Raw genomic sequence first — 23,394 nt, forward strand, 5'->3', positions numbered from 1 at the left:
TCCCCGCAGCTGGGGGCGGCGTTCGCGCGCGTACGGCGGTCAGAGCAGGGTCAGCAGCCGGTCCAGCGGCGCGGGCGTGCGGGCCGGGTCGAGGGCGTCGGCGAGCAGCGTCGCGTACTGGCTCTTGCGGCCGGACCGGGTGCCGATGAACCGGTGGAGCTGGCCGGCCAATGGCCGCCCCTGCTGGGCGGGCTGCTGCTGGAAGCGCCGCAGTGACCGCAGGTCCCCGGCGGCCTCGACGAGCTGCTCGACCCGGGCCGTCCCGAGCGCCCGGATCAGTTCGTCCTCCAGATCGGCGCGGCAGGCGTGGAAGCCGAGCCGGGCGATGCCGGCGGGGGACAGGTCGGCGCCGGGGGTCGACAGGACGCGCCGGACGTATTCCTCCTCGCCGGCGTCGTAGAGGCCGGTGATCCGGCGGCCGGCGAACAGGTCGAGGAAGTGCCGGAGGTTGGTGACGCCGCCCATCGGGACCACGGCCACCCCGGCCAGGGTGTGGCCCTGCCGGCGGGCCACCGCCTCGATGGCGCGGCGGTCACTGTCGCCCTCGACCAGCACCACCGTGCCGGCGGCCAGGCCCGCCGCGTCGGCCAGGGCGGTGTGCAGGTCCACGTCGCCACCCTGCCGGGCCGGGCGGAGGGCGGCAAGAGGGTTTCCCGGGGCGCTGTCCGGCTCGGTGGCTCGGCATACTGGCGGCCGTGACCGACAACGACCGCCCCGGGCGTGCCGACCTGCCCTCCGCGTTGCGCTTCCTGACCGAGCTGGTCGCCTGGGTCGCCGCCCCGTGGGCCCTCGCCCGGCATTCCGTGGTGCTGGCGGTCGCCTCGGTGGTGCTGCTGATCGGCCTGCCCACCGTGTTCGCCACCCCCGGCGACAAGCGGCACACGATCGTGCCGGTGCCCGGGCTGGTCACCGTCGCGCTGGTGCTGCTGCAGCTGGTCGCCGCGGCGCTCGGGGCCTGGGCGGCATGGCCGCGGCCGGTCGCGGTCGCGGTGACCCTGCTGGTGGCGGCCACGGTGGTGACCGAGCTGCCCCGCTGGCACCGGCTCGCCCCGCTCGGCCGCGACGGCCAGCCGGCCGGCGCCTGATCGACACCACCGCATCGAGGGTGGTGGCCGGGGCCGCGGAAGGCCGCCAGCGCGGTGAGGGGGGAGGCGCAGCCGTCCCGGTCAGGCGACCCGGCGGGCCGCGCCCTCCGGCGGGGCGGGGACCGCGCCGGGGTGCAGGATCGCCGCGATCGCCTCGGCGCCGTCGACCAGGCGCGGGCCGGCCCGCACGATCAGCCCGTCCGCGTCCAGCGCCCAGACCTCCGCGCCGGGAAAGTGCGGGGCCACCGCGGTGGCCTGCGCGGCGGCATCGTCCAGGTGGAAGCCGCACGGCGCGACCAGCACCACCTCGGGCCGGGCGGCCCGCAGCGCGGCCCAGGTGGTCGGCGTGGACCGGGCTCCGGGGTGGGTGGCCACCGGCTCGCCACCGGCGGCCTCGACCAGGTCGGGGATCCAGTGCCCGGCGCCGAACGGCGGGTCCACCCACTCCACCACGGCGACCCGCCGCCGGGGCCGGCCGGCGACCGCCGTGCGGACCGCCGCGAGCCGCGCCCGCAGCGCGTCCACCAGGGCCTCCGCGCGGTCGGGCACCCGGGCCGCCGCGCCCACGGCCAGGATCGTGCCCAGCACGTCCGCCAGGGTGTACGGGTCGAGCGACAGCACCTCCGCCCGGCAGCCGAGGTGGGCGACGGCGTCCGCCACCCGGCCCGAGGGCAGTGCGCAGACCCGGCACAGGTCCTGGGTGAGGATCAGGTCCGGGTCCAGCCCGGCCAGCGCGCCGGCGTGCAGGGTGTAGAGGTCCGCGCCGGCGGCGAGCTGGCCCTTGACGTAGGCGTCGATCTCGCCGGGGCTCATGCCCCGGGTGTCCCGGCCGCCCACCACGACCGTGGTGCCGGCCCGGTACGCGGCCGGCACCTCGCACTCGAAGGTGACCCCGGTCAGGTCGTCGCCGAGCCCGAGCGCGTAGACGATCTCGGTGGCCGAGGGGAGCAGGGAGACCAGGCGCATCCCGCCATCCTGCCGGCCGCCGCAGTTCCCCCGATCCCCGGGTCCGTGCCGGCGCCCGGCGATAGTCTGGGGCGGCGCCCGAGGCGGTGCGGACGCGTCCGTCGTCGCGGCCGGCCGGAGCATCGGTGGCGGCGGCGCGACGGCCCTCTCCCGGGAGGCGGTGCGGTGTCCGATCCGATCGAGGAGTTCTTCGCGCAGCTCGCCCGGCAGGCACCCGAACGGCTGCTGCGCCGCACCGCGGGCACGATCCGGTTCGAGCTGGAGGGGGCCGACGGGCTCGACGTCTGGCACCTGACCATCAACCAGGGCCGGATCGCGGTGGACCGCCGGGCGCGGCACGCCGACACGGTGATCAGGACCCGCCGGGACTTCTTCCTCCGGATGTGCCGGGGGGAGGCGAAGCCGCTCACCGCCTGGCTGCGCAACGACATCACCGCCGAGGGGCACTTCCGGTTCGTGGTGCTGCTGGAGCGGCTCTTCCCGGCGCCGGTCGGGGCACGGCATCCTCGGGTCCGCGCCGGCGGGCGTGGGGAGCCCGGATGAACCCGAACCTGGTCCGCGTGCTGGACGGCAACGTCTTCGTGCTCAGCGAGGACAACGGCGACATCGAGGCGACCGTGGCCAATCCGGTCGGCTTCTTTGACTTCGACACCAGGTTCCTGTCGCTCTGGCGCCTCACGTTGAACGGGGAGCGGTTGAATGCGCTCTCGGTGGCCGAGCGGGACCATCTCCAGCTGCGGTTCTTCCTGGTCCCGGGCGCCCCGACGCACTACGTGGACGCCAAGTCGTCGCTCATCCGGGAGCGCGCGATCACCGGCGGCGCCTTCGAGGAGCGGCTGACGGTGTTCAACCACCACCACGAGCCGGTGGAGTTCACCGTCCGGCTCGACGTGGGCAGCGATTTCGCGCCGATCCTGGGCGTCGCGACCGAGCGGACGCCGCCGGGGCGGCTCTACCAGCGGATCGAGGAGCGCGGACTGTGCCTCGGCTACCAGCGGGAGAGGTTCCAGCGGGAGACGGTGGTGACCAGCAGCGAACCGGTGCGGGTGGACGAGCGGGGTTTCACCTGGGCGGTGCGGCTGGCGCCCAAGCAGGCCTGGACGACGACCCTGCGGGTGCGAGGGTTGGTGCTGCGTCCGGACGGGGTGGACGTCCGGGACCGGTTGGAGCGGCGGCCCCGGGCCGGCGCCGAGGAACGGCAGCACGACCTGACCGGGTGGCTGTCCCGGACGCCGCAGCTCAGCTGCGACTGGGAGGCGCTGACCGAGGCCTACCAGCGCAGCCTCGTGGACCTGGCGGCGCTGCGCTACTCGCCGCTGACGCTGCCCAACCAGGTGATGCCCGCCGCGGGCCTGCCGTGGGCGGCCACCATCACCGGCCGGGACAGCATCCTGACGAGCTTCATGGCGCTGCCGGTCGCTCCGGAGCTGGCGTCGGCGACGGTGCGGATGCTCGGCATCGACCAGGGCGCGGTGCTCGACGACTTCCGCGACGAGGAGCCCGGCAAGATCCTCCGCGAGTTCCGCTACGGGGAGATGGTGGCCTTCGAGGAGCGCCCGGAGTCCCCGTACTACGGCAGCGCCGACGCCACCCCGCTCTACGTGATCCTGCTCGACGAGTACGAGCGGTGGAGCGGCGACGTCGACCTGGTGCGGGAGTTCGAGGACGAGGCCCGGGCGGCCCTGCGCTGGATCGACGAGTACGGCGACCTGCTGGGCGACGGCTACGTCCGGTACCTGCGGCGCAACGAGCGCTCGGGGGTGGCGAACCAGGGCTGGAAGGACTCGCCGGAGGCGATCTGCTACGCCGACGGACGGCTGCCCGGCCCGCCGCTGGCCACCTGCGAACTCCAGGGGTACGCGTACGACGCGAAGCTGCGGGGCGCGCGGATGGCCCGGGAGTTCTGGGGCGACCCGGCGTACGCCGACCGGTTGGAGCGGGAGGCCGCGGCGCTGCGGGAACGCTTCGACCGGGACTTCTGGATCGCCGACCGGGGCTACTACGCGCTGGCCCTGGACGGCGACGGCGAGCAGGTCGACGCCCTCGCGTCCAACATGGGCCATCTGCTGTGGAGCGGGATCGTTCCGCCGGAGCGGGCCGCGCAGGTGGCCGCCCACCTGGTCGGGCCCCGGCTCTTCTCCGGCTGGGGCATCCGCAGCCTGGCCACCGGGCAGGAACGGTACAACCCGCTCGGCTTCCACGTCGGTGCGGTGTGGCCGTTCGACAACGCGCTGGTCACCTGGGGGCTGCGCCGGTACGGCTTCGCCGAGGAGGCGGGGCGGATCGTCGAGGCCATGGTGGACGTGTCCCGGTATTTCCAGGGCCGGCTGCCCGAGGCGTTCGCCGGCTATCCGCGCGAGCTGACCGAGTATCCGGTGCGCTACCCGACCGCGAACAACCCTCAGGCGATGGCGACGGCGAGCCCGTTCCTGCTGCTGCGCGCCCTGCTCGGGTTGGAGGCGGCCGGCGAGCACCTGCTCATGGCGCCGCGGGTGCCGGCCCGGTTCGGCCGGGTGGAACTGCTCGACGTGCCGGGCCGGTGGGGGCGGCGGGACGTGATCGGCAGCGGGCTGGCCCACGTCGGCCACTGACCCGCCTCGGCGGGTCCGGAGGTCGCGCCAACCTGTCCCCTTGCCAGGACGGCCAGCCCGCTTAGACTCTCCTGACTCCGCCGAAGTCCCCCCGGGCGGTGTTCCGGGGGTGGTTGTCGGCGTCCGTCCTGGTCAGCGCGCTGACCTCCGCCCCGGAGAGCCGATGAAGAGCCGTACCGCCGCCGTCGTGGCCGCGATCTGCGCCACCGCCGCCCTCACCGCCTGCGGTGACGACGACCCCGCCCCCAAGGGTGTCGAGGTCCCGGTGACCGCCACCGACACCAGTTGCGAGGTCGCCACCACGCTCTTCAACCCGGGCGCGGTCACCTTCACGGTGACCAACCGGGGGCAGCAGGCCACCGGCGTCTACCTGTACGGCCGTGAGGGGGACGGGTTCACCAAGGTGGTCGCCGAGGCCGGGGACGTCGCGCCGGGGAAGACCGGGGACCTGCCCGCCACCCTTGCCACCGGCCTGTACGAGGTCGCCTGCAAGCCCGGCCGGCAGGGCGACGGTGTGCGGACCCGGATCACCGTCTCCGACGACGGCGCCGTGGCCAGCGCCGCGGCCGAGACGGCGTACGACCGTGCGGTCGCCGTCGAGCTGACGGCGGCCGGGATCACCGGCGCGGAGGGGCTGATCGCCGAGCCCGGCGAGAAGATCCAGTTCCGGGTGACCAACAAGACCACCGCCGCCCGGACGCTGGACGTGCTCGGCCCGGACGGCAAGCGGGCCGCCCGGGTCAAGGCGGAACCGAACGGCACGGCGGAGGCAATCGTGACCCTCGGCGGCGCCGGCAACTGGACGCTGAAGGTCAAGGGCGACGGCGCCGCACCGGTGAGCAGCCGGCTCGTGGTGCGCTGACCGGTGAGCCCCGCCACGCGGCCGGTGGAACGGGTTCGGGGCGCGTCCCGGGCGGTCTAGGGTTCGCCCGGGGCCGCCGCCCCGCCGCCGGCCGCACCACCGGCCCGGCGCCCGCCCTGCCCATCCGGGAGGACCCCGCCCATGCGCGCCACCGTGATCCACGGCCCGAACGACATCCGGGTCGAGGAGGTGCCGGACGCCGCCGTCCGCACCCCCACCGACGCCGTCGTCCGCACCGTGCTGGCCTGCATCTGCGGCAGTGACCTGTGGGCGTACCGGGGGGTGGCCCAGCGGCAGCCGGGGCAGCGCATCGGGCACGAGTTCCTCGGCGTGGTCGAGGCCGTCGGCGCCGAGGTCGGCTCGGTGCGGGTCGGCGACCTGGTGGTGGCGCCGTTCGTCTGGTCCGACGGCACCTGCGACTTCTGCCGCGAGGGCCTGCACACCTCCTGCCCGCACGGCGGCTTCTGGGGTTCCGTCGGCTCCGACGGCGGCCAGGGCGAGGCCGTGCGGGTGCCGTACGCCGACGGCACCCTCGTGAAGCTGCCCGCCGAGGCGGCCGGGGACCAGCGGCTGCTCACCGCACTGCTGGCGCTCTCCGACGTGCTGGCCACCGGGCACCACGCGGCGCGCGCCGCCCGGGTCCGCCCCGGGGCCACCGTCGCCGTGGTCGGTGACGGCGCGGTCGGGCTCTGCGGGGTGCTCGCCGCGAAGCGGCTCGGCGCCGAGCAGATCATCGCGCTGGGCCGGCACATGGCGCGCACCGACATCGCCCGCTCCTTCGGGGCCACCGACGTGGTGGCCGAGCGGGGCGAGGCGGCGATCGCCGCGGTCCGGGAGCTGACCAAGGGGCAGGGGGCGCACGCCGTGCTGGAGGCGGTCGGCACCGAGGAGTCGATGCGGACCGCTATCTCGATCGCCCGGGACGGCGGCGCCGTGGGCTACGTCGGTGTGCCGCACGGCGGCAGCGCCGGGGTGGACATCCAGCAGATGTTCGACCGCAACGTGACCCTCGCGGGCGGGGTCGCGCCGGCCCGCGCGTACATCCCGGAGCTGCTGGCCGATGTGCTGGACGGCACCATCGACCCGTCCCCGGTCTTCGACCGGTCGGTGACCCTCGACGGGGTGCCGGACGGCTACCGAGCCATGGACGAGCGGACCGCGCTGAAGGTGCGCATCAGCTTCTGACCGTTAATGCGGGTAGCGGCCGAACTGGCTGCTCAGCGCTGTGCCAGCCGTGCACGGCAGCTCCCCGGGGGCGAGCTGGGTGTGGGACGGCCGCCACGTCTGGGCGCCCTTCGGGCCGACGCGCGCCAGCAGGCAGTCGTACTGGGCGGCGCGCAGGGCCACCCCGACCATGCCGCGGGCGGCGGTGACCTCCCGCCGCACGGCGGGGTCCAGCCCGAGGCCCTCCACCGCGACGCGGACGGCCGCCTCGTCCGGGCCGGCGACCGCGAGGGCCTGCTTCAGTCGCTCGTCCACGCCGCTCAAGGTCGGGTCCGGGCGGATCGGCAACGGGTCGCCCGCCGGGCAGTCGATGCCGTCGTCGCGGCTGTCCCGCTCGGGGCCCAGCCGAAACCGGAAGCAGACTTGTGCGTCCCCCTCGACGACCGTGCCGTTGCCGTTGACCCCCTGCCCGTGCCCGGTGACCCGCAGCACCAGGGTGACCCCGGTCTGCCAGTGCGTCTCGCCGTGGACCTGGAGCACGGCCACCCCGGGCTCCTGACCGGCGGTGTGCGCGTAGTCCGCCGCCTTGTAGAGGTGATCGCGTGCGAAGCGCGCCTGGATCCGGTCGGCGGTATCGGTGGCGTCGGCGAGCGCGTTGTCGTGCCAGGCCGGTTCGACCGGGCGCTGCGCCCACCAGAGCCCGGCGGCCAACAGGAGCGGGGCGAGCGCGATTGGAGCGGCGACGGCGAGCAGCGTGCGGGTGCGCATCACGGGAAGTATGCCGGGCGGTCGCTCGCCGTGCTGTCCCGTCGATCGCGGACAGGGGTGTCGCCCCTGGTGAGCGGCGTGGTTCGTGCCGTACGGTGCTCGCCGTGACCGCGCACGATCTTGTCCCGCCCGGCCCGGTGGCCGTGCTCGCCAACCCGACCGCCGGCCGGGGACGGCACCGTGGCCTGCTGCCCCAGGTGCTGGAGCGGCTGGGCGGCGCCGGCCGGCCGGTCGAGCTGCTGCGGGCGGGTACCCCGGAGGAGGCGGAGGCGGCGTGCCACGCGGCGGTCGCGGACGGCGCCGGGGCGCTGGTCGCCGTCGGCGGGGACGGCACGGTGCACCGGGCGTTGCAGGCGGTCGCCGGCACGGCGGTCCCGTTCGGACCGGTGCCCGCCGGCACCGGCAACGACTTCGCCGTGGACACCGGCTTCCCGGCGGACCCCCTCGCCGCCGTCGGGGTGATCGCCGACGCGCTGCGCGCCGGCCGCACCCGCCCGGTGGACCTGGCCCGGCTGACCACTCCCGGCGGCGGCGACCGCTGGTACGGCGCCGTGCTGGCCGCCGGCTTCGACGCGATCGTCAACGAGCGGGCGAACCGGATGCGCTGGCCGCGCGGCCCCCGCCGCTACGACCTGGCCATCCTGGTCGAGCTGGCCCGGCTGCGGCCGCGCCGCTACCGGCTGCGCCTCGACGGCGTGGAGCACGAGACGGACGCGGTGCTGGTGGCGGTCGGCAACGCGGCCAGCTACGGCGGCGGCATGCGGATCTGCCCCGACGCCGACCCGCACGACGGCCTGCTGGACGTGGTGGTCGGCGGTCGCTTCGACCGGCGCACCCTCATGCGGGTCAAACCCCGGATCTACCAGGGCACCCACGTCACGCACCCGCTGGTCCGCAGCTACCGGGCCCGGACGGTGGAGCTGGACGCCGAGGGCATCACCACGTACGTCGACGGCGAGCGGGCGTTCGACCTGCCGGTGCGGGTCAGCGCGGTGCCGGCGGCGGTGCGGCTGCTGCGCTGACCAGCGTGCCGCCCTCGGCGTCCGGATCGGCGGGCGGCGCCGCGGCGGCCGGGGCGCCGGCGCGTACCGCGCCGATGCTCGCGGCGATCACCAGGCCGATGGCGAGCACCTCCACGGGGTGCAGCCCCTGGTCGAGCACCAGCCACCCGGCGAGCGCGGCGATGGCCGGCCCGAAACTCATCAGAACGGCGAACGTCGCCGTGGGCAGCCGCCGCAGCGCCAGCAGCTCCAGGGTGTACGGGAGCACCGAGGCGAGCAGGGCCAGCCCGGTGCCGAGCCCGAGCACCGCCGGGTGCCAGAGGCGGCCGCCCGACCCCACCAGCCCGACGGGCAGGGTCACGAGCGCGGCCACCGCGAGCGCCAGCGCCAGCCCGTCGGCCCCGGGGAACCGTCCGCCGACGCGGGCCGAGCAGACGATGTACGCCGCCCAGAGCGCGCCCGCGACCAGCGCCAGCGCGGCGCCGACCCGGTCCAGCCGGTCGAACCCGCCCTGCCCGAGCAGGGCCACCCCGGCCAGCGCGAGCCCGGCCCAGCACCAGGCGGCCAGCCGCCGGGCGGTGACCACGGACAGCGCCAGCGGGCCGAGCACCTCCAGGGTCACGGCCGGCCCGAGCGGGATCCGCTCGATCGCCTGGTAGAAGATCGAGTTCATGCCGGCCAGGGCCAGCCCGAAGGCGATCACGGCCGCCCAGCCGCCCCGGCCGTGCCCGCTCAGCCTGGGCCGGCACACGGCCAGCATCAGCAGCGCGCCGACGGTCAGCCGCAGGGTGACGGCCCCGGCCACTCCGGTACGCGGAAACAGCAGCGCGGCCACGGCCGACCCGAACTGCACCGACAGCGCCCCGCCGAGCACCAGTCCGACGGCGCCGAGCCGGCCGCCGGAGAGCCGTCCGGTGACCCGGGCACGAAAGGAGCGGTCGGGCGTCACGCCCGTTACGCTAGCGCCGCTGGCCGGCCCCGGTGCCGCCGGGCCGCCGGCCGTCCGACGTGCGACAACCGCCGCCCGCCGATCGTGCGGCAACCGCCGGCCGTCGAATGTGCGGCAACCTCCGGCCGCCGAACGTGGGGCAACCGCCGGACGGCCGGGGTGCGGCATCCGGTGCGGGCGGGCGCGCGGTCAGTGCCGGAGCGCGAGGTCGAGCACGGCGCCCAGCCCGTTCGGCCGGCCCGGGTCGGCGCCGGGCAGCACCAGCACCTCGCAGCCCGCCGCCACGGCCCCCGCGTCGGCCGGGCTGTCGCCCACCATGAGGGCGCGCTCCGGGTCGACGCCGAGCATCCCGCAGGCTCGCAGGAAGATCCCCGGGTCCGGCTTGCAGCGCCCCACCTCGTACGACAGGGCCCAGGCGTCGACCAGCCCGTCCAGCTTCCAGGCGGCGAACAGCGGCCGGAGGTCGAAGCCGATGTTGCTGACCAGCGCCACCTTGACGCCGGCCTCCCGGAGTGCGGCCAGCACCGGCTCGGTGTCCGGGTACGGCACCCAGCCCTCGGGCACCAGCAGCCGCTCGTAGAGCGCGTCGGCGAACCCGTCGATGCCGGCGTCGACCGTCTCGGCCAGCCCGGTGTAGGCGCCCCGGTGGGCGTGCGGGTAGAGATCGCGGTCGGCCCACAGCTCGGCCAGCCGGGGCGGCACCCGGGCCGGCAGTGGCCCGCCCGCCCGGCCGGCGGTGAGCAGCCGGTCGGCCAGCGCGGTGGCCCGCATCCGGTCCAGCTCGACCCCGCAGGCCGCCGCGGCGGCGAGCACCCACTCGCGGGGCTCCTCCACCTGCGCGAGGGTGCCGTGGAAGTCGAAGAGCACCGCCTCCACGGGGCGACGGGACGGGCTCGGGCGGACGGCGTCGTCGGCGCCGCTCGAGACTCGGGGCGGTTCGGCATGATCCGGCACGTCGTGCACCCTACCGACCCGCTCCGACCCCACTGCCGGACGGCCTTGGCCGGTGGCCGTCGTCGGCACCAACTAATCTTGGGGACATGTCGAGTCCCGCCGAGCGGTACGTCGCGGCGCGCCGCCGGGCCGCGCAGGCCTCCGCCTTTCCGGCCCTGGACGAGTTCGCGCTCGATCTGGGGTTCGACCTGGACGACTTCCAGCGGGAGGCGTGCGAGGCCCTGGAACGGGGCAGCGGCGTGCTGGTCTGCGCGCCCACCGGCGCCGGCAAGACCGTGGTGGGCGAGTTCGCCGTACACCTGGCGCTGCGCGGCGCCCCCGGGAAGCCGGCGGCGGCCGATGGCGGCGGCGGGCCGACCACCCGGCGCAAGTGCTTCTACACCACGCCGATCAAGGCGCTGTCCAACCAGAAGTACCACGACCTGGTCGACCGCTACGGCGCCGAGCAGGTCGGCCTGCTCACCGGCGACAACGCGATCAACGGCGACGCGCCCGTGGTGGTGATGACCACCGAGGTGCTGCGCAACATGCTCTACGCGGGCTCGGCCACCCTGGAGGGCCTGGCCTACGTGGTGATGGACGAGGTGCACTACCTCGCCGACCGGTTCCGCGGCGGCGTCTGGGAAGAGGTGATCATCCACCTGCCCGCCTCGGTCACCCTCGTCTCGCTCTCCGCAACCGTCTCCAACGCCGAGGAGTTCGCCGACTGGCTGGTCACCGTGCGCGGGGAGACCGCCGTGGTGGTCAGCGAGCACCGCCCGGTGCCGCTCTGGCAGCACATGCTGGTCGGCAAGCGGATGTTCGACCTGTTCCACGACGCGGACGCGGCCCGCAAGCACGACGTCCACCCCGAGCTGCTGCGCTACACCCGCGACACCGTGCGCCGGCTGGAGCTGGGGGAGGGGCGCAGCGCCGGCCCCGGCGCGGGCCGGCGCGGACCCCGCTGGCGCGGCCCGATGCGCCCCGACATCGTCGAGCGGCTGGACCGGGAGAACCTGCTCCCGGCGATCCTGTTCATCTTCAGCCGGGCCGGCTGCCAGGCGGCCGTCCAGCAGTGTCTCGCCGCCGGGCTGCGGCTCACCTCGCCCGAGGAGCGCACCGAGATCCGCCAGGTGGTCGAGTCGCGGATCACCGCCATCCCCGGCGAGGACCTGACCGTGCTGGGCTACTGGGAGTGGCTCGACGGGCTGGAGCGCGGGCTCGCCGCGCACCACGCCGGCATGCTGCCCGCGTTCAAGGAGGTCGTCGAGGAGCTGTTCGTCCGCGGCCTGGTCAAGGCGGTCTTCGCCACCGAGACCCTCGCCCTGGGCATCAACATGCCGGCCCGCTGCGTGGTGCTGGAGCGCCTGGTCAAGTTCAACGGCGAGGCGCACGTCGACCTCACCCCGGGCGAATACACGCAGCTCACCGGGCGGGCCGGCCGGCGTGGCATCGACGTCGAGGGCCACGCCGTGGTGGTCTGGTCGCCGGAGACCGACCCCCGGCACGTCGCCGGCCTCGCCTCCACCCGCACCTACCCGCTGCGGTCCAGCTTCCGGCCCTCCTACAACATGGCGGTCAACCTGGTCGGCACCGTCGGCGCGGAGCCGGCCCGGGCCCTGCTGGAGTCCTCCTTCGCGCAGTTCCAGGCCGACCGGTCGGTGGTCGGCCTGGCCCGGCAGGTGCAGCGCAACACCGAGACCATCGAGGCGTACGGCGCCGACGCGTCCTGCCACCAGGGCGACTTCGACGAATATTTCGCCCTGCGGGTGGCCATCGCCGACCGGGAGCGCGCCATCGCCCGGCAGGGCCAGACCCAGCGCAAGGCGGCGGCCGTCGCCTCGCTGGAGCGGCTGCGGGTGGGCGACGTGATCCGGGTGCCCTCGGGCCGGCGGGCCGGCCTGGCCGTGGTGCTCGACCCGGCCACCGGCGGCTTCGGCGAGCCCCGCCCGCTGGTGCTCACGCAGGACCGGTGGGCCGGGCGGGTCACCCCCGGCGACTTCACCACCCCGGCGGAGGTGCTCGCCCGGATCCGGGTGCCCAAGCACTTCAACCACCGCTCGCCGGCGGCCCGCCGCGACCTGGCCGCCGAGGTCAGCGGCACGGGGCTGGACCGGCACGGCGGCCGGCGGGGCGGGCGCTCCCGGCAGGCGGTCGGCGAGGACCACCGCCTGAGCCAGCTCCGCACCGAGCTGCGCCGGCACCCCTGCCACGCCTGCCCCGACCGGGAGGAGCACGCCCGCTGGGCCGAGCGGCGACGCCGCCTGGAGCGTGACACCGAGGAGCTGCGCCAGCGGGTGGCCGGGCGGACCGGCTCGCTGGCCCGCACCTTCGACCGGATCGTCGCGCTGCTGACCTCGCGTGGCTACCTGTCCGCCGACGGCGAGGTCACCGACGCGGGCCGGATGCTGGGCCGGATCTGGACCGAGGCCGACCTGCTGGTCGCCGAGTGCCTGCGCCGCAAGGTGTGGGACGGGCTCTCCCCGGCCGAGCTGGCCGCCGCCGTCTCGGTGGTGGTCTTCGAGGCCCGCCGCGACGTCGACGAGCGGGCCTCGCTGCCGCGCGGCGCGGTCGTCGACGCGGTCGACGAGACGCTGAAGCTGTGGGGGGACATCGAGGCGGACGAGGCCTCCCGCGAACTGGCCGTCACCCGCGAGCCGGACCTCGGCTTCGCCTGGCCGATCTACCGCTGGGCGCGCGGCGAGGCCCTCGCCAAGGTGCTCGCCAGCGGGCACCAGATCGACGGCGAGATGCCGGCCGGCGACTTCGTCCGCTGGGCCCGGCAGGTGGTCGACCTGCTCGGCCAGCTCGCCGACTCCGGCGGCGCCTCCACCGAGCTGCGCTCCACCGCCCGGCAGGCGATCGCCGCGGTCAACCGGGGTGTGCTGGCCTACCACGCCGCCGCCTGATCCGGCCGGGCCGACGCGGCCCGGCCGGGCCGTCAGGACCGGGGCATGGCGAGCGCGTCCACGAGGCGCCGGCACGAGCCGGCGAGGTTCCACCGCTGCGCCAGCTCCAGCAGCCGGTCCGGGTCCGCCGGCGCCGCCGGCAACGCGCTGGCCAGGTCCGGCAGCGGTACGTCGAGGGCGACCCGGACCACCTTCGGCGCGACGGCCAGGTAGTCCCGGGCCGCGTTGAGTTTGGTGCGCAGCCCGGGGGCGAAGCCGGAGCCCGGGTCGTCCAGCGCGGCGAGGATGCCGGGCAGGCCGTCGTAGCGCTCGATCAGGCGGGCCGCGGTCTTCTCGCCCACCCCGGGCACGCCGGGCAGGCCGTCGCTCGGGTCGCCGCGCAGCGCCGCGAAGTCGGCGTAGCGGTCGGCGGGGACGCCGTAGCGGGCGCGCACCGCGGCGTCGTCGCAGTCGTCGAGCTTGGCCACGCCGCGCCCGACGTAGAGCAGCCGCACCTGGCGCTCGTCGTCGACGAGCTGGAACAGGTCACGGTCGCCGGAGACCACCTCGGCCGGGCCGGGCTGGGTGACCGAGAGGGTGCCGAGCACGTCGTCGGCCTCGTAGCCGGTGGCGCCGACCGCGGTGATGCCGAGCGCGTCGAGGACCTCCAGGATCATCGGCACCTGCGGGGAGAGCGTGTCCGGCACCACCTCGCCGCCCTGCGGCGCCACCCGGTGCGCCTTGTACGACGGCAGCAGCTCCACCCGCCACGCCGGCCGCCAGTCGTGGTCGAGCGCGCAGACCATCCGGTCGGGCCGCCGGGTGCGGACCAGCTGGGCCAGCATGTCGAGGAAGCCGCGGACGGCGTTGACCGGCTGGCCGTCGTCCGTCTTCGCCGCCGACTCGGGGATGCCGAAGTAGGCGCGGAAGTAGAGGCTCGGGGAGTCGATCAGCAGGATCGGGGGTCGGTGTGCCACGCCGACAGCCTGGCACAGCCCACCGACGAGGTGGGGGACGCGACCGGAAAATACTAGCCATGTACATCATGTACATGTACTGTTTCGGCCATGGAGGGAACCCCGATCGGTCCCAGCCCCGGCCATCTGGTCTGGCGGCTGGCGATGCGCTGGCGGGTGGCGGTCGACCGGGCCCTCGCCCCGCTCGGCCTCACCCACGCGCAGTACGTGCTGCTCTCCTCGCTGCACGGGATGCGTCGCGCCGGCCTGCACCCGAGCCAGCGCGAGCTGGCCGACCACACCGGCCTGGAGCCGCTCTACGTGTCGAAGCTGGCCCGGGCCCTGGAGGCCGACGGGCTGGTCGGGCGCGAGCGCGACGCGGCCGACAGCCGCGCGGTCCGGCTCACCCTGACCGACCGGGGTCGTGAGGTGGTCCGCCCCGCCATCGACACCGTCCAGGCGCTGCTCGGCCAGCTGCTCGCCCCCCTCGGCGGTCGGGACGACCCGCGGACGGCGGGGTTCGTCCGGGACCTGACCGCGCTGCTGGACACCCCGCTCGACCCACCCGACTGACGAAGGAGTGCCGGACATGCCCGAGACGCAGGTGCTCGACTCGACCATCCACCACGAGGAGACCGGCACCGGGCCGGTGTTCGTCCTCCTGCACGGCAACCCCGGCTCGTCGCACACCTGGCGCGGGGTGCTGCCCCGGCTCGGGGCGGGCCGGCTGCTCGCGCCCGACCTCATCGGCATGGGCCGCTCCGGCAAGCCCGACTCGCCGTACCTCTTCGCCGACCACGCCCGCTACCTCGACGCCTGGTTCGACGCGCTCGACCTGGACCGGGTGGTCCTGGTCGGGCACGACTGGGGCGGCGCGCTCGCCTTCGACTGGGCGGCCCGGCACCCCGATCGGGTCCGCGGCGTGGCGTTCCTGGAGACCATGGTCAAGCCGATGGCGTGGGGCGACCTTTCGCCGCAGGCCCGGGCCCGCTCCGAGGCGATCCGCACACCGGGCGTCGGCGAGCAGCTCGTGCTCGATGAGGACCTGCTGGTCCGGCAGGCCTTCACCGGCGGGGTGCTCCGGCCGGTCGGCGAGGAGGACCTGAAGACCTACCTGGCGCCCTACCCGACCCGGGAGAGCCGGCGGCCGCTGCTGGCCTGGGCGCGCCAGATGCCGCTCGGTGGCGAGCCGGCCGAGCTGGTCGCCCGGATCGAGGCCTACGACCGGTGGCTGGCCGCCAGCGACGACGTGCCCAAGCTGCTGCTGACCTTCGAGGGTTCACCGACCCTGCTGATCACCCCGGAGCTGGCCGACTGGTGTGCGCGGAACATGGCGGCCCTGGAGACGGTCGCCTGCGGGCCGGCCGGGCACCACGCGCCGGAGGACCGCCCCGCCGAGATCGCCGCCGCCATCTCCGCCTGGGCGGACCGCCACCACCTCCGCTGACCGGGCCGAGGTCGAAACCGGGGCGGCGGGACCCATCGCCTCCACCGACCGGGCCTGAGGTCGAAACCGGGCGGCGGGACCGCCACCACCGCCGCTGGCCGGGCCCGAGGGCGAAACCGGGCGGCGCGGCCGGCGCCGGGTGCGCAGACTGGCGGGGTGACGTTCGTACCCGGGCTGACCCTGGCGCACCGGTTCCACGACGAGGTGGTCGCCCCGCTGCTGGCCCGCCGGCTGCCCGGCCTGCGCTACGCGGCCGGGCTGCTCGACGGCGGCTCGGAGCTGCTCGGCCTGGACACGCCCCGGTCGACCGACCACGACTGGGGGCCGCGCACCCAGCTCTTCGTCGCCGACGCGGCCGAGGTGGCGCCGGTGCGGGCGGTTCTCGACGCGGGGCTGCCGGCCGAGTTCCTCGGCTGGCCGACCCGGTTCACCGGCGGCCCCACGGTCCGGCTCGGCGTGGCCCGCGCCGACGGCGAGCGGCTCGGGGTGAGCGTCGACGAGCTGGGGGCGTGGCTGCGGGACCGGCTGGGCGGGGACCCGCGGGCCGGCATGACGGTGGCGGACTGGCTGGCCGTGCCCACCCAGCGGCTCGCCGAGCTGACCGGTGGGGCGGTGTTCCGCGACGGGCTGGGCGGGGCGCTCACCGGCGTCCGGGCCCGCCTGGCGTGGTATCCGGACGACGTCTGGCGGCACGTGCTGGCGGCCGGGTGGCAGCGGGTCGGGCAGGCCGAGCACCTGGCCGGCCGCTGCGCCGAGGTCGGTGACGAACTGGGCAGCCGGGTGGTGATCGCCGGGCTCGCCCGCGACCTGATGCGCCTCGGCCTGCTGCTGCACCGCCGCTGGCCCCCGTACGCGAAATGGCTCGGCACGGTCTTCGCGGCGCTGCCGGCCGCGGCGCCCGTGGTGGACGCGCTGACCGTCGCCCTCGGGCCGGGCGGGTGGCCCCGGCGGCAGGCCGGGCTGGTCCAGGCGCTGGAGACGGTGGCGGCGTGGACCAACGACACCGGGCTGGCCGCGCCGGTCGACCCGGCCGCCCGGCCGTTCCACGACCGGCCGTTCCTGGTCCTGCACGCCGAGCGGTTCACCGCCGCGCTGCGCGCCGCGATCGCGGACCCGGTGCTGCGCGCCCGCCCGCCGGTCGGCGCGGTGGACCAGTATCTCGACAACGTCGACGTGCTCACCCGCCCGGCGCGGGCGCGCCGGGTCGCCGACGCCGTCCTGCCGGACTGAGCGCCGACGGTCCGGCCGGCCGTCAGGCCCGGTTCGCCGGAGCCTCCTGCCGGTGCCGCGCGAACTCCCATGGGTCGTGCGCGGAGACGACGTCGACCTGATCCGGCTGCTCGGCGAGGAGGGTCCGGAGCCGTCCCACGTTGCGCAGCCGCAGCGGGCGGTCCGTCTCGACGGACGCCTGCAGGACGTCGAACATCGACGGGGTTGGCGGCAGCCCCGGCTGGACCTCCCCCTGGTAGAAGTAGGCGTCGCCGGCGTGGACCAGCCACGCCGAGCCGCCGTCGGTGGGGCGTCGCACCGCCACGGCGACGTGTCCCGGGGTGTGCCCGGCCAGCGGCACCAGCAGGATTTCCGGCGGTAGGCCGTCGAGCTGCTGGACTCCGTCGAATCCCAGCCAGCGCTCCCCGTCGTCGCTGGAGTAGGTGACCCAGCTCGGGTCGTGCGCCCAGTGCGCCGGCAGGTAGCGGTCGTGGCCGACGACCGTGGCGGCGCGGTGCTCGGCCTCGTGCAGGTGCACCCGCGCGTGCGGGAAGTCGGCCAGCCCGCCGGTGTGGTCCCGGTGCAGGTGGGTCACCACGACGTGGCGTACGTCGGCCGGGCCGTACCCGAGCCGCTGAAGCTGGCGGACGGCGGTCTCCTCCGGGTCGAGGACGGGCTGCGCCCAGGCGAGGAAGTCGGGGCCGAGCCGCCCCTGCGGGTCCTGGACGTCGAGCGTGCCGAAACCGGTCTCGACGAGCACCAAGCCGGCGGAGTCGGTCTCGACGAGCAGGCAGTGGCAGACTGCGGGCAACGGCCGGAGCACGCCGTCCGGATCAGACGGCGGGGCGACCTCCCGCATGGAGCCGCAGTTGAGATGGTGGATGCGCATGGTTCCCCCTGAGCTGGCGACGAACGGCCGTGCCGAACGCTAGGAGGCGGTCTCGTGACTCACCAAACGGTTGGCCACGACGGGGTGGACCTGCGCCGGCTCTGCGCCGGCAGGGACGCCCGCCCCGATCCGTCCTGTCCGGTGGAGGTCACCCTGGCCGCGCTGCGCGGCCGGTGGACCGCCCTGGTGATCGGCGCGGTCGCCCGGGGTCCGCACTCGTTCAGCGACCTCGCACACGCGCTGCCGACCCTGTCGGACAAGGTGCTGACCGATCGCCTGGTCCAGCTGACCGCGGCCGGTGTGCTCGCCCGCCACCGAACCCCGTCCTGGCCGCCCCGGGTGACCTACACGCTCACCGAACGTGGCCGGGCCCTGCTGCCGGTTCTCCGGGCGCTGTGGGACTGGGGCGCGGCGGAGGCCGGCTAGCTGGCCGGGCTCAGCGGGCCGCGACGCTCTCCCGGTCGGCCGGCTCCTCGATCCGCAGGTCGGTCAGGTCGCGCAGGCGGCGCACGGGGGACAGCAGCAGCGCGAGGGGAGCCAGCGCGGTGGCCGCGGCGAAGCAGAACAGGGTGACCCGGCCTCCGGCGACCCCGGCGAGCGCACCGGCGAGCAGCCCGCCCACCGGGATGGCGCCCCAGGAGACGAAGCGGACCGTGGCCATCACCCGGGAGAGCAGGTCGGGTGGGCTGGCGGTCTGCCGGTAGGTGCGGGTGGTCACGCTGAGCACCACCACGCCACCGGCGAAGATCACGTTGCCGGCGGCGAAGGCGAGGTACGCCGGCCAGCCGGTGCCCAGCGGCACCAGGAACGCGCCGCCGACGGCCACCACGCAGGCGACCAGCAGCGACCGGGCGGTGCCCCACCGCCGGGTGATCCAGGGAGTCAGGGTCGCGCCGACCAGCGAGCCGACCCCCTCCACCGCGAGCAGCACACCGACCAGGGCGGCCGGGGCGTGCAGCTCCCGGACCAGGTAGAGCGGGTAGACGGCGAGCTGCGCCCCGCAGACGAAGTTGACCGCGGTGGCGGTCCACATGGTCGGGCCCATCACCGGGTGGCGGGTGACGTACCGCCAGCCCTCGCCGATCATGGCGCGGACCGGGGGCCAGCGGTCCGGCGCGTCGACCCGGCGGGCGGGCAGCGACCCGAGCAGCGCCGCGGAGACCAGGTAGCTGACCGTGTCGACAAGCACGGCCGGCACCGCGCCGAGGGCCTGCACCGCGAGGCCGCCCAGGGAGGGGCCGCTGAGCTGGGTGGCGGCGTGGGTGGCCGAGGTGAGGCTGTTGCGGGCGTGCAGCTGGTCGCGGCCGACGATGGCCGGCAGGAAGGTGGCGTTGGCGACGTCGAACAGCACGTTGGCGAAGCTGACCACCAGCGCCACGATCACCAGCTGGGCCACGGTGAGCCGGCCCCACCACCAGGCGAGCGGCACGGAGGCCACCGCGGCGGCCCGGGCCAGGTCGGCGCCGACCTGCGCCCCGCGCAGCGGCAGCCGTTGGACGATGACGCCGGCCGGCAGGCCGATCACCAGCCAGGCGACATAGCTCGCGGCCGCCACCAGGCCCATCTCGAACGCGGACGCGTCCAGCACGGTCAGCGCGGTGAGCGGCAACGCGACCGCACCGACCGCCGACCCCACCGAACTGGTGGTGCCGGCGGTCCACCAGCGCCAGAACACTCCGGCCCCCTGCTCGACGGACATGCCGTCAACCCCCGATCCGAGCCAGTGAGTTCCAATCTGAAACGGACTATAGTCGGGGGTGCGGGCCGAGCGGGAGGTGGGATGTGAGACGGGCGGACCTCGGCGACGCCGACTGCGGCATCGCGCAGGCGCTCGGTGTGCTGGGCGACTGGTGGACCGTGCTGATCGTGCGCGAGATCGCCGGCGGCGTCACCCGGTTCGACGGCCTGCAGCGCGAGCTGGGCGTCAGCCGGCGGGCCCTCACCGAGCGGCTCGGCGGGCTGGTCGCGCACGGCGTGCTGCGCCGCGACCCCTACTCGGCGCACCCGCCGCGCCACGACTACCTGCTCACCGCAAAGGGGGAGGCCCTGCTGCCGGTGCTGGTCGCCCTCCAGGACTGGGGCACCCGGCACGTGATGGGTGACGGCGCGCTGACCGCCACGGCCGGCGAGGACTCGGCCGAGGCACGCCGGGCGCACCGGCTGGTGGGCCGCCGCGTACCCCCGATGAGCCTGCCCCGGCACGACGGTGGCGCGGAGCCGCCGGCGGCGCCCGGCCGGTGGACCGTGCTCTACCTCTTCCCGGGGGCGTTCGCGCCGGGCACACCGGCCCTCCCGCCGGGCTGGGGCGAGATCCCCGGCGCCGCCGGCTGCACCCTGGAGTCACGGACGTACGCCGACCGGCACCCGCTGTTCCGCGCGGCCGGGGCCGAGGTGCGGGGGGTGAGCACCCAGCGCCCGGACGAGCTCGCCGCCTTCGCCGCGCACGCCCGGCTGCCGTTCCCGCTGCTGTCCGACGAGGACGGTCGGCTCGCCGCCGGCCTGCTGCTGCCGACCTTCCGGGCCGGTGGCGTGACCCGGTTGAAGCGGCTCACCCTGCTGCTCGATCCGGAGGCGGTGGTGCGGGCGGTGCAGTTCCCGGTCACCGACCCGGCCGGCTCGGTGGACGGGATGCTCGCCGAGGTGCGCCGCCGCACCGCCGCCGAGGCTGCCTAGCCGTCCTGCCGTTCACCGGGAGGGCGGGACGACGTCCAGCCCTCCTGGTGCAGCCGTTCGATGCCGTCCAGCAGCAGGTCCAGTGCGAACTCGAACTCGAACTGGTCGTCACAGCCCTGCCCCACGACCGACGCGTCGTCGTGGGACGCCGCCACGGCGATCTCCGCGAGGTGCGGGAACCGGGCCGCGACCTCCGGCGGGAAGGCCGCCGGTGGCTCCGGGTCGGTCGCGCCGGACCGGCCGGCGCGCCGGGAGGCGTCGAACAGCTCCTGGCTGAAGCCCAGGATCCGGCTGCCCATCGCGTGCATCACGTGGTGCGCGAGGTCGGTGGAGAACCCGCCGGCCCGCAACGCCCCGACCATCGAGTCGAGGTAGGCCAGGAGGGCCGGCGTCGCCATGTTCCGCGACTCGATCGCGAGCGGCGCCCAGGGGTGGCGCCGAAGCATCTCCCGCGCCGAGAGGATGCGCCGGCGCACGGTGTGCTTCCAGCCGGCGTCGCGCACCGGCGGGTCGATCTCGCCGACGACCACGTCGATCATGCCGTCGAGCAGTTCGTCCTTGTTGGCCACGTGCTTGTAGAGGGCCATCGGCACGACGCCCAGATCCTGGGCGAGGTTGCGCATGCTGAGGGACTCGATTCCGGCCAGGTCGGCGAGCGCGACGGCGGCGTGCAGGATCCGGTCCCTGCTCAACGGGGTCCGGCGCAGCGTCTCAGCCTGCTCAGCCATCTCGTTCCTCGTCTTCCGGCGGCGGTTGAACCATAACGCCCTTGACGAGTGTACGGCGTACACCTACCGTGAGGTGTACGCCGTACACCCGAGGAGGGCAACATGAAGGCGATCGTCCAGGACCGATACGGCCCGCCGGAGACGCTCACGCTCGCGGAGCTGGACACGCCGGTGCCCGCCGCCGACGAGGTGCTCGTACGGGTGGAGGCCGCCGCGCTCAACGCGTACGACTGGCACGCCATGCGCGGCGATCCGCGGCTGGCGCGGTTGACGATGGGCCGGTCGGCGCCCCGGGCGCGGGTCCGTGGCCGGGACTTCGCCGGCCGGGTCGAGGCCGTCGGCGCCGGCGTTCGGCAGGTGCGCCCGGGCGACGCGGTCTTCGGTGACCTCGGCGAGGCCAACGGCGCCTTCGCCGAGTACGTGTGCGTGCCCGAGACCCTCGTCGCGGCGACGCCGGCGAACCTGACGGCGCAGCAGGCGGCCGCCCTGCCGCTGGCCGGCGTCACCGCCCTCCTGGGACTGCGCGACGTCGGGCAGGTGGAGCCCGGCCACCGCGTTCTCATCAACGGCGCCTCCGGCGGCGTCGGCACCCTGGCGGTCCAGTTGGCCAAGGCGCTCGGCGCGACCGTGACCGGGGTGTGCAGCACCCGCAACGTGGACCTGGTCCGCTCGCTCGGCGCCGACCACGTCGTCGACTACACCCGCGAGGACTTCGCCCGCGACGCCCGCCGCCACGACGTCGTGCTGGACCTGGTCGGCAACCGCTCACTCAGCGCGCTCCGGCGGGTGCTGACCCCGACCGGGACGCTGGTGCTCTCCGGCGGCGGCGTGTACCGCGGCGGCAGCCTCGTCGGGCCGGTCTGGCTCATCGCGCGCGGGCGGCTGCTGGCTCCCTTCGTCCGGCAGCGCATCGCCACGCTGGCGGCCGCGCCCGGCCGGCAGCACCTCGACGCGCTCCGCGCCCACGCCGAGGCCGGCCGCCTCACCCCGGTCATCGACCGGACCTATGCGCTGCACGAGGTGCCCGAGGCCATCCGGTACCTCGAAGGCGAGCACGCGCGGGCGAAGGTCGTCATCACCGTCTAGGCGCCGCCCGCCGGCGCGGCGGCACCCCATTCGGTCGCCAGCAGCGACCAGACCTCGATGTCGAGCCGCTCGCCGAGGAACGGGAACGCGGCGCGCAGCACGCCCTCCCGGGTCATGCCCAGCCGCCGCGCCACCGCCCGGCTGCGGGCGTTGTGCGGCACCGTCCGCCATTCCACCCGGGCCAGGCCACGCTCGCCGAGCGCCCAGTCGATCATCCGCTGGGCGGCCCGGGTCACCAGCCCGTGCCCCTCGGCCTCCGGCGCGAGCCAGACCCCGATCTCGCAGACCCCGGCCGCGGCGTCGAAGGTGCGGAACAGGGTGCCACCGACCAGCTTCCCGTCCAGCCGGATGCCGTGGATGGAGCCGGCGTCGCGGGCCTGGGCGTCGGCGTAGCGCTGGAGGAAGGCGCGGGCGGTGTCGGCGTCGGTGATCGTGTGCGCCCAGGGCAGCCAGGGCGCGAGGTGGGGGCGGGTGCGCGCGACGAACTCGGCGAACTCCGCCGCCTGCCACGGGGCGAGCGGCTCCAGGGTGGCCCGGTCGGTGAGGGGAAGGGAGAACATGTCGCTCCAAGGTGCGTACCGAACGTTTGTTATGTACTCTAGCCCCATGCCGGCCCGAGGTGACCACGACGCCCGCCGCGCCGACGTCTCGGCGGCGGTCTGGCGGGTGCTGGCCGCCCGCGGTTTCGGCGGGCTGACGCTGCGGGCCGTCGCCGCCGAGATGGGTGTCTCCACCGGGCTGCTGACCCACTACTTCCCGAACAAGCGGGCCCTGGTGCGGCACGCCGTCGACGTGGCGGAGCGGCACACCGACGCGCGCGACCGCCACGCCGCGGCGGGGGAGGGCCGGTCCGCGCTGCGGGCCGCCCTGCTCGACGTGCTGCCGCTGACCGACGAGGCGACCGTGATGAGCCGGGTCTGGGTCAGCTACTGGGACGGCGCGCTGGCCGACGAGGAGTTCGCCGCCGACCAGCGCCGCCGCTACGACCGGTGGCGGGCGCGGCTGCGGTCCCATGTGGATGCCGCGCTGCCCGGGCCGGGGCTCGACCCCGACGACCTGGTGGCCACCTGCGCGGCCTTCGCGCACGGCCTGGTCGTCCAGGCGCTCTTCGACCCGGCGGCCTTTCCGGCCCACCGGCAGGTGGCCCTGCTCGACCGCTTCCTCGCCGAGCTGTTCCCCGCCTGACCGGATCCGGGCCG

Annotated in this window: 24 protein-coding genes; 14 read left to right on the top strand and 10 right to left on the bottom strand. The window is 75.6% G+C overall.

What is annotated here, in order from left to right; translation table 11 throughout:
* Positions 1–39 precede the first annotated feature (39 nt).
* Positions 40–609 carry a TOPRIM nucleotidyl transferase/hydrolase domain-containing protein gene (locus tag ACQP12_RS13185; RefSeq protein WP_433287816.1) on the bottom strand — a complete coding sequence of 190 codons (570 nt, stop codon included), beginning with the start codon at positions 607–609 and terminating at the stop codon, positions 40–42.
* 86 nt (positions 610–695) lie between these two features.
* On the opposite strand from ACQP12_RS13185, the gene ACQP12_RS13190 reads away from it, so the two are divergent.
* Entirely contained in the window at positions 696–1,085 is a 390-nt protein-coding gene (locus ACQP12_RS13190; protein WP_433287818.1) for a hypothetical protein, read from the top strand.
* 81 nt (positions 1,086–1,166) lie between these two features.
* Here ACQP12_RS13190 and ACQP12_RS13195 read toward each other — a convergent pair whose 3' ends face one another.
* Positions 1,167–2,051 carry an ABC transporter substrate-binding protein gene (locus ACQP12_RS13195; RefSeq protein ID WP_433287820.1) on the bottom strand — a complete coding sequence of 295 codons (885 nt, stop codon included), beginning with the start codon at positions 2,049–2,051 and terminating at the stop codon, positions 1,167–1,169.
* 165 nt (positions 2,052–2,216) lie between these two features.
* On the opposite strand from ACQP12_RS13195, the gene ACQP12_RS13200 reads away from it, so the two are divergent.
* The 4 genes from ACQP12_RS13200 (at position 2,217) to ACQP12_RS13215 (ending at position 6,689) form a co-directional block, all read left to right on the top strand.
* On the top strand, positions 2,217–2,594 hold the full coding sequence (locus ACQP12_RS13200) for an SCP2 sterol-binding domain-containing protein (protein WP_433287822.1): 378 nt from the start codon (positions 2,217–2,219) through the stop codon (positions 2,592–2,594).
* Entirely contained in the window at positions 2,591–4,642 is a 2,052-nt protein-coding gene (locus ACQP12_RS13205) for an amylo-alpha-1,6-glucosidase (RefSeq protein ID WP_433287824.1), read from the top strand. Before ACQP12_RS13200 ends, ACQP12_RS13205 begins: the two co-directional genes overlap by 4 nt.
* Positions 4,643–4,805: 163 nt before the next feature.
* Positions 4,806–5,504, top strand: a complete 699-nt coding sequence (locus tag ACQP12_RS13210) for a hypothetical protein (RefSeq protein ID WP_433287826.1) — start codon at positions 4,806–4,808, stop codon at positions 5,502–5,504.
* A 141-nt stretch (positions 5,505–5,645) separates the two neighbouring features.
* Positions 5,646–6,689, top strand: a complete 1,044-nt coding sequence (locus ACQP12_RS13215; RefSeq protein WP_433287828.1) for a zinc-dependent alcohol dehydrogenase family protein — start codon at positions 5,646–5,648, stop codon at positions 6,687–6,689.
* A gap of 3 nt (positions 6,690–6,692) precedes the next feature.
* On the opposite strand, the gene ACQP12_RS13220 is transcribed toward ACQP12_RS13215, so the two are convergent.
* On the bottom strand, positions 6,693–7,436 hold the full coding sequence (locus ACQP12_RS13220) for a hypothetical protein (RefSeq protein WP_433287829.1): 744 nt from the start codon (positions 7,434–7,436) through the stop codon (positions 6,693–6,695).
* Between the two features lie 95 nt (positions 7,437–7,531).
* Here ACQP12_RS13220 and ACQP12_RS13225 point away from each other — a divergent pair, with 95 nt between their 5' ends.
* Positions 7,532–8,458 carry a diacylglycerol kinase gene (locus ACQP12_RS13225; protein ID WP_433287831.1) on the top strand — a complete coding sequence of 309 codons (927 nt, stop codon included), beginning with the start codon at positions 7,532–7,534 and terminating at the stop codon, positions 8,456–8,458.
* Here ACQP12_RS13225 and ACQP12_RS13230 read toward each other — a convergent pair.
* Both ACQP12_RS13230 and ACQP12_RS13235 read right to left on the bottom strand, forming a co-directional pair.
* On the bottom strand, positions 8,421–9,386 hold the full coding sequence (locus ACQP12_RS13230; RefSeq protein WP_433287833.1) for an EamA family transporter: 966 nt from the start codon (positions 9,384–9,386) through the stop codon (positions 8,421–8,423). The genes ACQP12_RS13225 and ACQP12_RS13230 overlap by 38 nt on opposite strands.
* 189 nt (positions 9,387–9,575) lie before the next feature.
* Complete coding sequence (locus ACQP12_RS13235; protein WP_433287835.1) at positions 9,576–10,340, bottom strand: HAD family hydrolase; 765 nt, start codon at positions 10,338–10,340, stop codon at positions 9,576–9,578.
* Positions 10,341–10,426: 86 nt separating this feature from the next.
* Here ACQP12_RS13235 and ACQP12_RS13240 point away from each other — a divergent pair, with 86 nt between their 5' ends.
* Positions 10,427–13,228, top strand: a complete 2,802-nt coding sequence (locus ACQP12_RS13240) for a DEAD/DEAH box helicase (protein ID WP_433287837.1) — start codon at positions 10,427–10,429, stop codon at positions 13,226–13,228.
* Between the two features lie 32 nt (positions 13,229–13,260).
* Here the strand turns inward: ACQP12_RS13240 and ACQP12_RS13245 are convergent, their stop codons facing one another.
* The gene (locus ACQP12_RS13245; RefSeq protein ID WP_433287839.1) at positions 13,261–14,184 is read right to left on the bottom strand and encodes a 5'-3' exonuclease; all 924 of its coding nucleotides are present in this window, start codon (positions 14,182–14,184) and stop codon (positions 13,261–13,263) included.
* Positions 14,185–14,274: 90 nt separating this feature from the next.
* Between ACQP12_RS13245 and ACQP12_RS13250 the strand changes: the two genes are divergently transcribed.
* From ACQP12_RS13250 to ACQP12_RS13260, 3 genes are all read left to right on the top strand, one after another.
* Complete coding sequence (locus ACQP12_RS13250; RefSeq protein WP_433287841.1) at positions 14,275–14,736, top strand: MarR family winged helix-turn-helix transcriptional regulator; 462 nt, start codon at positions 14,275–14,277, stop codon at positions 14,734–14,736.
* A gap of 16 nt (positions 14,737–14,752) precedes the next feature.
* Positions 14,753–15,610, top strand: coding sequence for a haloalkane dehalogenase (locus tag ACQP12_RS13255; protein WP_433287843.1), 858 nt, complete (start codon positions 14,753–14,755; stop codon positions 15,608–15,610).
* A 156-nt stretch (positions 15,611–15,766) separates the two neighbouring features.
* A complete protein-coding gene (locus ACQP12_RS13260; protein ID WP_433287845.1) occupies positions 15,767–16,840 on the top strand; it encodes a DUF4037 domain-containing protein in 1,074 nt (357 codons plus the stop codon).
* Positions 16,841–16,862: 22 nt separating this feature from the next.
* Here the strand turns inward: ACQP12_RS13260 and ACQP12_RS13265 are convergent, their stop codons facing one another.
* Positions 16,863–17,708, bottom strand: a complete 846-nt coding sequence (locus ACQP12_RS13265) for an MBL fold metallo-hydrolase (RefSeq protein WP_433287847.1) — start codon at positions 17,706–17,708, stop codon at positions 16,863–16,865.
* 54 nt (positions 17,709–17,762) lie between these two features.
* On the opposite strand from ACQP12_RS13265, the gene ACQP12_RS13270 reads away from it, so the two are divergent.
* Complete coding sequence (locus ACQP12_RS13270) at positions 17,763–18,134, top strand: winged helix-turn-helix transcriptional regulator (RefSeq protein WP_433287849.1); 372 nt, start codon at positions 17,763–17,765, stop codon at positions 18,132–18,134.
* A 10-nt stretch (positions 18,135–18,144) separates the two neighbouring features.
* On the opposite strand, the gene ACQP12_RS13275 is transcribed toward ACQP12_RS13270, so the two are convergent.
* Positions 18,145–19,407 carry an MFS transporter gene (locus tag ACQP12_RS13275; protein WP_433287851.1) on the bottom strand — a complete coding sequence of 421 codons (1,263 nt, stop codon included), beginning with the start codon at positions 19,405–19,407 and terminating at the stop codon, positions 18,145–18,147.
* Between the two features lie 83 nt (positions 19,408–19,490).
* Here ACQP12_RS13275 and ACQP12_RS13280 point away from each other — a divergent pair, with 83 nt between their 5' ends.
* Positions 19,491–20,381 carry a winged helix-turn-helix transcriptional regulator gene (locus ACQP12_RS13280; RefSeq protein WP_433287853.1) on the top strand — a complete coding sequence of 297 codons (891 nt, stop codon included), beginning with the start codon at positions 19,491–19,493 and terminating at the stop codon, positions 20,379–20,381.
* Here the strand turns inward: ACQP12_RS13280 and ACQP12_RS13285 are convergent.
* Positions 20,378–21,109, bottom strand: a complete 732-nt coding sequence (locus tag ACQP12_RS13285; protein ID WP_433287855.1) for a TetR/AcrR family transcriptional regulator — start codon at positions 21,107–21,109, stop codon at positions 20,378–20,380. The genes ACQP12_RS13280 and ACQP12_RS13285 overlap by 4 nt on opposite strands.
* Before the next feature lie 102 nt (positions 21,110–21,211).
* Between ACQP12_RS13285 and ACQP12_RS13290 the strand changes: the two genes are divergently transcribed.
* Positions 21,212–22,195: an NAD(P)-dependent alcohol dehydrogenase gene (locus ACQP12_RS13290; protein WP_433287857.1), complete on the top strand. Its 984-nt coding sequence runs from the start codon at positions 21,212–21,214 to the stop codon at positions 22,193–22,195.
* On the opposite strand, the gene ACQP12_RS13295 is transcribed toward ACQP12_RS13290, so the two are convergent.
* The gene (locus tag ACQP12_RS13295; RefSeq protein ID WP_433287859.1) at positions 22,192–22,755 is read right to left on the bottom strand and encodes a GNAT family N-acetyltransferase; all 564 of its coding nucleotides are present in this window, start codon (positions 22,753–22,755) and stop codon (positions 22,192–22,194) included. The genes ACQP12_RS13290 and ACQP12_RS13295 overlap by 4 nt on opposite strands.
* A 46-nt stretch (positions 22,756–22,801) precedes the next feature.
* Here ACQP12_RS13295 and ACQP12_RS13300 point away from each other — a divergent pair, with 46 nt between their 5' ends.
* Positions 22,802–23,380 carry a TetR/AcrR family transcriptional regulator gene (locus ACQP12_RS13300; RefSeq protein ID WP_433287861.1) on the top strand — a complete coding sequence of 193 codons (579 nt, stop codon included), beginning with the start codon at positions 22,802–22,804 and terminating at the stop codon, positions 23,378–23,380.
* The last annotated feature ends 14 nt before the right edge of the window (positions 23,381–23,394 follow it).

Source organism: Micromonospora sp. CA-244673 (assembly GCF_050948395.1).
Classification (GTDB): domain Bacteria; phylum Actinomycetota; class Actinomycetes; order Mycobacteriales; family Micromonosporaceae; genus Micromonospora.